This is a genomic window from Deltaproteobacteria bacterium, from assembly GCA_003696105.1.
In the GTDB taxonomy this organism is placed as follows: domain Bacteria; phylum Myxococcota_A; class Polyangia; order Haliangiales; family J016; genus J016.
This window is the reverse complement of sequence record RFGE01000130.1, coordinates 1-10,754: the sequence shown is the minus strand read 5'-3', so window position 1 is coordinate 10,754 and position 10,754 is coordinate 1. Positions and strand designations below refer to the sequence as shown.

Annotated in this window: 11 protein-coding genes; 1 reads left to right on the top strand and 10 read right to left on the bottom strand. The window is 72.9% G+C overall.

Annotated elements, in window-relative coordinates; translation table 11 throughout:
• The 10 genes from meaB to D6689_08865 all read right to left on the bottom strand — a co-directional run.
• Window positions 1–941, bottom strand: a 941-nt coding sequence (meaB, locus tag D6689_08910; GenBank protein ID RMH42208.1) for a methylmalonyl Co-A mutase-associated GTPase MeaB, incomplete at its 3' end; no start/stop codon positions are given.
• The gene (locus tag D6689_08905) at window positions 938–2,161 is read right to left on the bottom strand and encodes a cupin domain-containing protein (protein RMH42207.1); all 1,224 of its coding nucleotides are present in this window, start codon (window positions 2,159–2,161) and stop codon (window positions 938–940) included. The genes D6689_08905 and meaB, both read right to left, overlap by 4 nt.
• A complete protein-coding gene (locus tag D6689_08900; GenBank protein RMH42206.1) occupies window positions 2,125–2,529 on the bottom strand; it encodes a cobalamin B12-binding domain-containing protein in 405 nt (134 codons plus the stop codon). The genes D6689_08905 and D6689_08900 overlap by 37 nt, the downstream gene beginning before the upstream one ends.
• Window positions 2,526–3,674 carry an acyl-CoA dehydrogenase gene (locus tag D6689_08895; protein RMH42205.1) on the bottom strand — a complete coding sequence of 383 codons (1,149 nt, stop codon included), beginning with the start codon at window positions 3,672–3,674 and terminating at the stop codon, window positions 2,526–2,528. The genes D6689_08900 and D6689_08895 overlap by 4 nt, the downstream gene beginning before the upstream one ends.
• 7 nt (window positions 3,675–3,681) lie before the next feature.
• Window positions 3,682–4,446 (bottom strand): energy transducer TonB, encoded by a 765-nt coding sequence (locus D6689_08890; GenBank protein ID RMH42204.1) that lies wholly within the window; start codon window positions 4,444–4,446, stop codon window positions 3,682–3,684.
• Window positions 4,447–4,866: a hypothetical protein gene (locus D6689_08885; GenBank protein ID RMH42203.1), complete on the bottom strand. Its 420-nt coding sequence runs from the start codon at window positions 4,864–4,866 to the stop codon at window positions 4,447–4,449.
• A gap of 48 nt (window positions 4,867–4,914) precedes the next feature.
• Window positions 4,915–6,057: an acyl-CoA dehydrogenase gene (locus D6689_08880; GenBank protein RMH42202.1), complete on the bottom strand. Its 1,143-nt coding sequence runs from the start codon at window positions 6,055–6,057 to the stop codon at window positions 4,915–4,917.
• Window positions 6,058–6,843 carry an enoyl-CoA hydratase/isomerase family protein gene (locus D6689_08875; protein RMH42201.1) on the bottom strand — a complete coding sequence of 262 codons (786 nt, stop codon included), beginning with the start codon at window positions 6,841–6,843 and terminating at the stop codon, window positions 6,058–6,060.
• On the bottom strand, window positions 6,840–7,739 hold the full coding sequence (locus D6689_08870) for a 3-hydroxybutyryl-CoA dehydrogenase (protein RMH42200.1): 900 nt from the start codon (window positions 7,737–7,739) through the stop codon (window positions 6,840–6,842). The genes D6689_08875 and D6689_08870 overlap by 4 nt, the downstream gene beginning before the upstream one ends.
• Complete coding sequence (locus D6689_08865; GenBank protein RMH42199.1) at window positions 7,736–8,908, bottom strand: acetyl-CoA C-acetyltransferase; 1,173 nt, start codon at window positions 8,906–8,908, stop codon at window positions 7,736–7,738. Before D6689_08865 ends, D6689_08870 begins: the two co-directional genes overlap by 4 nt.
• A gap of 183 nt (window positions 8,909–9,091) precedes the next feature.
• On the opposite strand from D6689_08865, the gene D6689_08860 reads away from it, so the two are divergent.
• Window positions 9,092–10,754 (top strand): hypothetical protein (locus tag D6689_08860; protein RMH42198.1); only part of this gene is annotated, 1,663 nt, incomplete at its 3' end.

The following is a 10,754-nucleotide window of genomic DNA, read 5'->3' as shown; positions in this document are numbered from 1 at the left end:
CCGGCGACGATCGACTCGGCGGCGGTGTAGGGATCGCGGCGCCGCTCGGCGACCTCCTCGGCGACGGCGTCGAGTCCACCCCGCGCCGCGACGACGGCCTTGGCGCGGTCGGCGAGCATCGTGCGCACCAGCTCGGCCACGTGCGCGGCGGCGCGCTGGCGCACCCGTCGCCGCTGCCCGCCCTCGCCTTCCCGCTCGCGGTGGCGCTCGATCGCCGCCATCAGCTCGGCGATGCCGGAGTCCTCCGAATCGCCCCGCGTGGCGATCGTCTTGACGATCTCGACGTCGCGCCGGCCGCCATCGGCGGCCCGCAGCTCGAGCATGTGCATCAGGTCGCGCACCGCCCGATCGGCCCCCTCGCGATCGGCCTTGTTGACGCACAACACGTCGGCGATCTCGAGGATGCCCGCCTTGATCGCCTGGATGTCGTCGCCGAGGCCGGGCACGGTCACGACGACCGCGGTGTGCGCGGCCTTCATCACGTCGATCTCATCCTGGCCGACGCCGACCGTCTCGACCAGGATGCGGTCGTAGCCCATCGCGTCGAGCACGTCGACGACGTCGAACGTCGACCGCGACAGCCCCCCGAGGTGGCCGCGGGTCGCCAGCGACCGGATGAACACGCCGTCGTCGGTCGCGTGGCGCTGCATGCGGATGCGATCGCCGAGGATCGCGCCGCCGGAAAACGGCGACGTCGGATCGACCGCGACCACGCCGACGCGGTGCCCCGCCTTGCGATAGCGGGCGATCATCGCGTCGACGACCGTCGACTTGCCGGCGCCTGGATTGCCGGTCACCCCGACGATGTAGGCACGCCCGGTGTGCGCGTACAGCGCCTTGAGGTCGGCGATGGCGCTCGGCACCGCGTCGTCGAGATCGCGCATCAACTGCGCGCCGGCGCGCGCGTCGCCGGCGAGGACTCGCTGGGCTCGTTCGGTCATGGTTTGAATCGCTGCTCGGGTCCGGCGGGGGTGTAGATCTGGACGGCGGTCGCGCCTCGATCCGGATCGGCGTAAAACGCGTGGGGTGTGCCCGCCGGGATCTGGACGGCCGTGTGCGGGCCGACCGGGTAGCGCTCGCCGGCGACCTCGACCTCGCCGCCACCGTCGAGAAGATAGACCACTTCGGTGGCGTCCGCGTGGACGTGGGCCGGAAGCCGCGCCCCCGGGCGGACGGAAATCCGATCGAGCGACGCGCGGCCGTCGCCGGCGCGCGCGGCGTCGAAATAGATCGCGACCTCCGCGGCGCCGCCGGCGACCGGATGCCGCGGTAGGTCGGCGCCGGTGACCGCGAGCCAGCGCGCCCCTCCGCGCGCGGCGGCCCCCGCATCGCCCGCCGACGCGCCGCCGTCGAATCGCTGCTCCGGGCCCGCCGGCGCGTACGCGACGACAAACTCGGCGCCGCCGGGCTCCGCCGCGAGCCCCAGTGCCGCCCCGGGCGGCACATACACGGCGTCCCCGGCCGCCAGGAAGCGGCGGTGCCGGCCGCTCGCGTCGACGACCGCGGCGCGCCCTTGCACCAGGTATACGAGCGCGGTCGACGCCGCGCGATGCGCCGGCAGGGCCGCGCCGGGCGCCAACCGCAGGTACGTGAGAGAGGCCGCCGGATTGCCGGTGTTGCGCTCGTCGACCACGACCTGCGCGACCGCGCCGGGAGCCACGTCGCGCTCGTCGACGTCGCGGCGCCACACCGTGTACTGCGCCGGCGGCGCGACGAACGACAGCGGCAGCTGAACCCGGTCGCCCGCGTTGAACACCGGCGGCCACGGCAGCTCGCTGAACGTCGCTACCAGGCAGCTGCGCAGCTTGGCCGAATGGGTCGCGTCGCGCACCACCTCGACTCGCGGTGCGCCACCGGAAAACACGATGTCGACGACGACGCGCCCTTCGCGGCGAAAGTCGTCGGCGAGCGCGCGCTTGTAGCACAGGTGCACCGCCGCAGCCGTCTGCCGCACGGCCCACTCGATGGCGGCGACCTGCTCGGCCTCGCGGTCGGTGCCGCCCCGCCCGGCATCGGCCGCGTCCGCCGCCGCCCGCCCGGCCGCGACCCGTGACTCCGCCCCCGGCGCGCGATGCTCCGCAGCCGTGCCGGCGCACGCCGCGCCGGCCACCGCGATCGCGCCGATCAGTCGGTGCGCGGGCGCACGTACTTTTCGACCCAATCGACGATCTCCTGCGTCGACGCGCCCGGCTTGAAGATCTCGGCCACTCCCATCGCCTTGAGCTTGGCGACGTCCTCGTCGGGAATGATCCCGCCGCCGAACACCAACACGTCGTCCGCGCCGCGCTTCTTGAGCGCATCGAGGACGGCCGGAAACAGCGTCATGTGCGCACCCGACATGATCGACAGGCCGACGGCGTCGACCGCCTCTTGCACCGCCGCCGCCGCGATCATCTCGGGCGTCTGGTGCAACCCGGTGTAGATCACCTCGTAGCCGGCATCCGACAGCGCGCGCGCGACGACCTTGGCGCCGCGGTCGTGGCCGTCGAGGCCCGGTTTCGCGACCAGGATGCGAACCTTGCGAGTCATGCGATCTCCCTGACCAGGTGGCGCGCGATCACGATGCGCTGGATCTCGCTCGTCCCCTCGTAGATGGTCGTGACGCGCGCATCTCGATACATGCGCTCGACCGGGAAGTCGCGCGTGTAGCCGTAGCCGCCGTGCACCTGAATCGCCACGTCGCAAGCGCGAATCGCCTTTTCGGACGCAAACACCTTGGCGATCGACGCCTCCTTGGTAAACGGCAGCCCCTGCTGCTTGCGCCACGCGGCCCGCAGCGCCAACAGCCGCGCCGCGTCCACGCCGGTCGCCGCGTCGGCGAGCATGTTGCCGATGGCCTGGTGCTTGGCGATCGGCACGCCGAACGCGACCCGGTCCTTGGCGTAGCGGATCGCGGCGTCGAGGGCGGCGCTCGCGATGCCGACCGCTTGCGACGCGATGCCGATCCGGCCGCCGTCGAGCGCCTGCATCGCGAGCTTGAACCCGCCGCCGACCTCGCCGAGTACGTCGGAGTCGGGCACTTCGCAGCCGTCGAGCACGATCTGCGCGGTGGTCGACCCGCGCAGGCCCATCTTGTGTTCGAGGTTCGCGACCGTCACCCCGGCCGTGCCGCGGCGCACGAGGAACGCGGTGATCCCGCGGTGGCCGGCGCCGCGATCCGTCTTGGCCCACACCACCATCAATCCCGCGCGATCGCCGCTGGTGATCCACTGCTTGGTTCCGAACAGCCGCCAGCCGCCGTCGATGCGCTCGGCCCGCGTCTCGAGCGCCGCCGCGTCCGACCCGCTCTGCGGTTCCGACAGGGCGAACGCGCCGCACAGGTAGTCGCCGCCGACGAGTTTCGGCACGTGCTCGCGCTTTTGCTCGTCGGTCCCCGCGGCACAGATCAGCTCGGCGACCATGTTCGTCACCGACACCGCCACGGACACCGACGCGTCGGCACGCGCCAGCTCCATCATCGCGAGCGCGAAGGCAACCGCGCCGGCGTCGGCGCCGCCGTACGCCTCCGGCACGGCGACCCCCATCAGGCCGAGCCCCGCGATCTCCGCCAACTCGTCGGCGGGGAACGTCTCGTCGACGTCGCGGCGGGCGGCGGCGGGGGCGAGGCGGCGCTCGGCGAACTCGCGCGCGGTGCGCTGGATCAACTGCTGCTCTTCGGTCGGCTCGAGGTTCACGAGTTCCTCACGGCTCAGTTACGAACGACAACTTTACGATCTGACCGCGCGGATCCGTCAGTTGCCACGCGGCGGCCGCCGCGGCGGCGCAGTCCTTCCAGTCCGCCGGTACCGGGGCGTCCGGCTCGCCGAACCCCACCGACCGCACCTTGCCGCGCGGGCCGACGTACAGGGTGACGCGCACCCGCGGCGCGGCCCCGCACGCGGACAGGTCGGCTACCGCGTCGCCGACCTCGGCGAGCGCGGCCTCCTCGTCGAGCCACCGGACGGCGCGCGATGCGGTGAACGACAGCGGCACGGTGAAGTCCGCGTCGCCGCGGCCGCGCGGCTTGCGGAACGTCATCTTCGATGCGACGTCGATCAGGCAACGCTCGACCTGCCAGGACCCGAGCGTGCTGTCGGCGAGGCGCACCGACTTGACCGCGCCCGACGGCGCGACCACGAATGCCAGCACCACGTCGCCGCCGAGGTAGCGGTCGCGCCGCGCCGCCGCCATGAAGCAGTCGGTGAGCGCCCCCTGGTGCGGCTCGATTCCGCGCTCGATGTCGTAGGGGTCCAGGTGCCCCTTGGTGCCGGCGACCTCGAACCCCTCCTCGGCGTCCTCCGGGTCGTCGTCGGCGGCGTCGTCGTGCAGGCTCGGCACGTGCTCGGCGACCACGCGTTCGCGCGGCGGATCCGGCGTGGTGTCGTCCGCCTGCGGCGCCGATCCGCCGCAGCCGGCGACGCCGGCGATCAGCCACGCAAGCGCGCGGGTTCGCAACCCGATCGTCATTCAGTAGTCCCTCTCGAGCTTGTAGCTGTAGGTCATCGGCAGCGGCTTGGGCAGCGACGGGAACCGCGCGTCCCGGATCTCGCGGACCACGCAGTCGGCCAGCGGCGGCGCCTTGAGGGTCGACGCCGGCAACACGTGCACGTCCTGCGGCGAACCGTCGCGCGCGATCGTGAGTTCGACGACGACGACGCCTTTGGCGGTGCGCGGCAGCGCGCCGGACTCGATCGCGCGCGCGTAGCAACGCGACACCTGCGGCGCGCGCCGCTCGAGCGCGAGGTTGATCTCGTCGATCGTCATCGGATCGACCAGGGTATCGTCCACGTCGTCGTAGGCCGCGGGCGCCGCGTCCGGCGGCGGCGGCGGCGGCTCCCGCTCCGGCTGCTGGCTGCCGCCGCACGCCGTCGCCCACACCCCGATCATCCCTACCGCTGCAATCCACGCGCGCATGCCGTCCTCCGCGCGGCGCGCTCAGTCGCGAAACAGCCAGTTCGCGATCACGAGCCGCTGAATTTCGCTGGTCCCCTCGTAGATCTCGGTGATCTTCGCGTCCCTGAAGTGCCGCTCGACCGGATACTCGGTCACGTAGCCGTTGCCGCCGAACACCTGCACCGCCTCGCGCGCGATCCGGTTCGCCGCGTCGGCCGCAAACAGCTTGGCCATCGCCGCCTCCTTGGAGAACCGCACGCCCCGGTCCTTGAGCAGCGCCGCGCGCAGCGTCATCAGGCGCGCCGCGTCGACGTCGGCCGCCATGTCGGCCAGCTTCCACTGAATCGCCTGATGCTCGGCGATCGGCTTGCCGAAGGTCTTGCGCTGCACTGCGTAGTCGAGCGATTCCTCGAGGCACGCGCGCGCGATGCCGATGGCCTGCGCGGCGATGCCGATCCGGCCGCCGTCGAGCGTGCTCATCGCGACCTTGAAGCCCTGGCCGACCTCGCCGAGCACCTGGTCGGCGGGGATGCGCGCATCCTCCAGGAACACCTGGCACGATTTCGACCCGCGAATCCCGAGCTTGTCGTCGGGCGGCCCGCAGCGCACGCCCGGCGCGTCCATCGGCACGATGAACGCGGTGATGCCGCGATGGCCGGCGGCCTTGTCGGTCATCGCCATGAGCACGGCGACGTCCGCGACCGGCCCGTTGGTGATCCAGTTCTTGACGCCGTTGAGCACGTACGCGTCGCCGTCGCGCACGGCGACGGTCGTCTGGGCCGCCGCGTCCGAGCCGGCCTCCGGCTCCGACAGGCAAAAGCAACCGAGCTTTTCGCCCTGCGCCAGCGGCACGAGCCACCGGCGCTTTTGTTCCTCGGTGCCGAACTTGAGGATCGGGTCGCACACGAGCGAGTTGTTCACGCTCATGATCACGCCGGTCGACGCGCACGCCCGCGACACCTCCTCCATCGCGAGCACGTAGGACACCGTGTCGAGGCCGGCGCCGCCGTACTCCTCCGGGACCGCGACGCCCATCAGCCCGAGTTCGGCCATCCTCGCGACGAGGTCGCGCGGGTGCGCGTGCTCGCGGTCGATCGCCGGCGCGCGCGGCAACACCTCGTTGCGCGCGAACTCGCGCGCCATCCTCTGGACGAACTGCTGCTCCTCGGTGAACTGGAACTGCACTTACTTGCCCTCGAAGTTGGCGGGCCGCTTGTCGAGGAACGCGCGCATCCCCTCGGCCCGGTCGGCGGTGATGAACAGCTCCGCGAACGCCCGCTGCTCGAGCGCGATCGCGTGTTCGAGCGCCATCGACTGGCCCTGATGGATGACCTTCTTGGCCTCGGCGACCGCCAGCGGCCCGTTGGCGGCGATCTGGTCCGCGATCGCGCGGCACGCGGCCATCAGTTCCTCGGGCGGGACCACCTTGTCGGCCAGGCCGATGCGCAGCGCCTCCTGCGCGTCGATCATCCCGCCGCCGAGCACCAGCTCCTTGGCCTTGGCCACGCCCACCCGGCGCGGCAACCGCTGCGTGCCGCCGAACCCCGGGATGACGCCCAGCTTGACCTCGGGCTGGCCGAAGCGCGCCTTCGACGACGCGTAGATGAAGTCGCAGCACAGCGCCAGCTCGCAGCCGCCGCCGAGCGCGAACCCGTTGACGGCCGCGATGTACACCTTGGCCGACGTCTCGATCGCGTGGCCGAGCGCGCCGCCGAGTTCGGCGAACGGGCGAGCCTGCGCCGGGTCCATGTCGACCATCTCGGCGATGTCCGCGCCGGCGACGAACGCCTTGTCGCCCGCGCCGGTGACCACGACGACGCGCACGGCGGCGTCGAGTTCGAGTTCCGCCACGGCCGCGTGCAGCTCGCTGAGCACCTGGCTGTTGAGTGCGTTGAGCTGCTTTTCCCGGCTGATCGTGATCGTCGCCAGGTACCCGTCCCGCTCGAGCCGGATCGTCTGATAGTCGCTCACCGATCCCTCCGAATGATGTTGCCGCTGTCGTCGTACTCGTAGAACCCGCGCCGCGTCTTGCGGCCGAGCCAGCCGGCCGCCACGTACTGGCGCAAAAGCGGGCACGGGCGGTACTTGTCGTCGCCGAGCTCCTGGTGCAGCACCTCGGCGATCGCCAGGCACGTGTCGAGCCCGATCAGGTCCGCCAGCTCGAGCGGCCCCATCGGGTGATTGAGGCCGAGCTTGACGCCGGTGTCGATGTCCTCGACGGTGCCGAGCCCCTCGTACAGCGCGTAGCAGGCCTCGTTCAACAGCGGGATCAGCACGCGGTTGACGATGAAGCCGGGGATGTCGCGCGCGCCGATCGTGATCTTGCCGAACCGCTTGGCCAGAGCGGTCGTCGCCTCGACGGTCGCGTCGCTCGTCGGCAACCCGCGCACGATCTCGACGAGCTTCATCACCGGCACCGGGTTCATGAAGTGCATACCGATGACGCGATCGGGCCGGCGCGTCTGCGCGCCGAGCTTGGTGATCGAGATCGACGACGTGTTCGACGCCAAGATCGCATCCTCGCGCGCCACCTCGCTGAGCTTGCGGAAGATGTCGAGCTTGAGATCCTCGCGTTCGGGCGCCGCCTCGATCACGAACTCGCAGTCGGCCAGCGGCGCGTAGTCGCCGATCGGCTGGATGCGCGCGACGATCGCGTCGCGATCCTCGGCCGACATCTTGCCCTTGGCGACCAGTCGATCGAGGTCGCGGCCGATGCGATCGCGCCCCCGCTCGGCCAACTCGAGCGAGGCATCGAGCAGCCGCACGTCGATCCCCGACTGCGCCGCGACCTGGGCGATGCCGCGGCCCATCTGGCCGGCGCCGACGACGCCGACCGTGCGCACGTCGCTCGCAGCCGTCGCCGTCATCGCCGCACCAACAGGCAGATGCCCTCGCCGCCGCCGATGCACAGCGACGCGCCGCCGGTGCGGGCGTCGCGCGCGCGCATCGCGTACAGCAGCGTCACCAGGATGCGCGTCCCCGACGCGCCGATCGGGTGGCCGAGCGCGACCGCGCCGCCGTGGACGTCGACGCGATTCGGGTCGAGTCCCAGCTCGCGCAGGTTGGCGAGCGACACGACCGCGAACGCCTCGTTGATCTCCCACAGGTCGACGTCTTTGGGGTTCCAGCCGGCTCGGTCGCACGCCTTGCGGATCGCGCCGGCCGGAGCGGTGGTGAACCACTCGGGCGCCTGCGCGTGCTGCGCGCTGGCGACGATCGTGGCCAGCGGCGCGACGCCGCGCGCGTCGGCGACCTCCTTGGCCATCAACACGACCGCCGCGGCGCCGTCGTTGAGCGACGACGCGTTGCCGGCGGTGACCGTGCCGTTTTTGTCGAACGCGGTGCGCAGCGACGGCAGCTTTTCGATGTTGCCGCGGCCCGGCTCCTCGTCGACCGACACGACGACCTCGCCCTTGCGCGTGCGCACGGTCACCGGGACGATCTCGTCGGCGAACGCGCCGGACTGCTGAGCGGCGAGGGCGCGGCGGTAGCTCTCGGCCGCGAACTCGTCCTGTTCTTGCCGCGAGATGGCCTTTTCGCGGGCGCACAGCTCGGCGCACGAGCCCATGTGGATGTCGTTGTAGACGTCCCACAGGCCGTCTTTGACCATGTGGTCGTCGAGGGTGAGCGGGCCCATCTTGTGACCGGTGCGCACCCCGCGCGCCAGATGCGGCGCGTTGGACATCGACTCCATGCCGCCGGCGACGACCACGTCCGCGTCGCCGGTCGCGATCGCCTGCGCGCCGAGCAGCACGGTCTTGAGCCCCGAGCCGCACACCTTGTTGACGGTGGTGCACGGCACGCCCTGCGGCAGGCCCGCGCCCAGCGCCGCCTGCCGCGCCGGCGCCTGGCCGAGGCCGGCCGGCAGCACGCAGCCCATGTAGACCTCGTCCACCGCGTCGGCGGACACGCCGGCTCGGTCGAGCGCCGCACGGATCGCGGTCGAGCCCAGCTCGGTCGCGCTCGCCGGCGCGAGGGCGCCGAGAAAACTGCCGATCGGAGTCCGGGCTCCGCCGACGATCACTACCTCACGCATGGTGCGCCTCCTTTGAAATCCGGGGTACGCTAGACTGCGCGCGCTGCCGCGCACCCCCGGCCGCTCGGCCAGTCGTGGAAAAGACCGGGCATGGATAGCCCACGCATCACGCCGGTGTCAAGCCGCACATTCTCCCCGAATCGCAATCGTTTCGCGCACCTGACGGCTGCGATCGGCGCCGCGGTGGCCCTGTGGGCGTGCGGGGACGAGCCGCTGTCGCCGACGATCGCCTTCCGCCTGCACGGCCCCCCGCCGCTGGACTTCTCCGGCCGCTGCGCGGAACCGGCCGAGCCGGTCCCGCTGTGGCCGCGTCCCGCCTCGGTCCGCCTGTCGTTCCGGATCGCCGGCGGAGGCCCGCTGGTGTGCGACGCCGTGGTGTCCGACGCCGGCCGGGTGGTCGCCGTCCCGGCCGGTGACGACCGGGTGGAGGTGTTCGCCGAGGTGTACGACGAGGGCGGCGCGCTCGCCGGTGTGGGCGCGGCGCGGGAGGTCGACCTGACGGCGGCCGGCGAGGTGCGCCTGTTCGTCACACCGCGCGGCGCGTTCGGCTGCACGCTGCGCCGGGGCACCGCACCGCGCGCATTGCACGCGGCCGTGCCCCTGCCGGGCGGCGGTGCGCTGCTCATCGGCGGGCTCGATCGCATCGTGGGGGCCGACGGCTACGCGTCGGCGTCGGTCGACCTGTACGACGGCGGCAGCTTCCGCCCGGTGCCCGCGGCCGGCCTGTCGGCGCGCGCGCTGCACGGGGCGACGGTGCTCGGCGTCGACCCCGATGGAAGCGTGCGCATCGCCGTGTTCGGCGGCGTCACCGTCCGCGGCGACCCGGCGGCGAGTCCGGTTCTCACGGCGCCCGACGACGGCGCGCCCCTGCCGATCGTGCCGGCGCCTGCCGCCGTCGGCGCGCCGACCGAAATCTTGCGCTACGACCCGGCCTCCTCGCAGATTGCCGTCGAAGCGGCCGGGCCGGGCGAGGTCACGCCGCGGCTGATGGCGGCCGTGACCGCCGCCGGCGCCGCGCCGCCGGTGATCGCCGGCGGCTGGGCCGACGCGGCCCGTACGACACCGGCGCTCACCGTCGAGGGGCTCGACCCGGACACGGGGCTGGCCGCGTTTTCCGCGGACCTGGTGACGCCCCGCTACGGAGGCACCGCCACGCCGGTCGCGCCGGGGCGCGTGGTGCTGTGGGGTGGCCATCTGGACGCGCCGCCGGCGCAGCGCGGCGCGCTGGCTGGCGAGATGCTGCTGCTCGGGACCCCGCCGGTGTCGTCGACGTTGGCGTTCGCCGACCCCGACGCGCCGCCGGCGAGCCGCGCGCTGCATGCGGCGGCGGCGGTCGCCGGCGGCGGCCTGGTCGTGGCGGGCGGAGTCGCCCTCGGCGACGGCGGAGCGGCCGGCCTGGTCGAGCCGTTCGCCGAGCGCATCGACGCCGGCGCGGTCACCACCCACGCGCCGCTGCCGGTCGACGGCGGCGCCGCCCCGGCTCTGCTGCCGGCCGCCGTGTCGCTCGCCGACGGCGGAGCGCTGATCGCGGGCGGCGGTGGCCTGTGCCCGGACTCCGGCCCGCTGGCCTGTCCGGTCCGGGCCGCGTACCGCTACGACGCGACGTCGGGCGAGCTGGCGCGCGCCGGCGACCTGCAGGTCGCGCGCTGGGGTGCCGTGGCGGTCGCCCTACCGTCCGGGGACGTGCTCGTCACCGGCGGCGTCGCGCTCGACGCGGACGGCGCACCGACTCCGGTCGCCGACGCGGAGGTCACCCACGCGGGGTCGGCCGACCTCGACCCGATCGCCGACCTCGGGCTCGACCGGCCGCCCGCGGTGGCGGTCCAGCCGTGCCCCGAACCGCGGT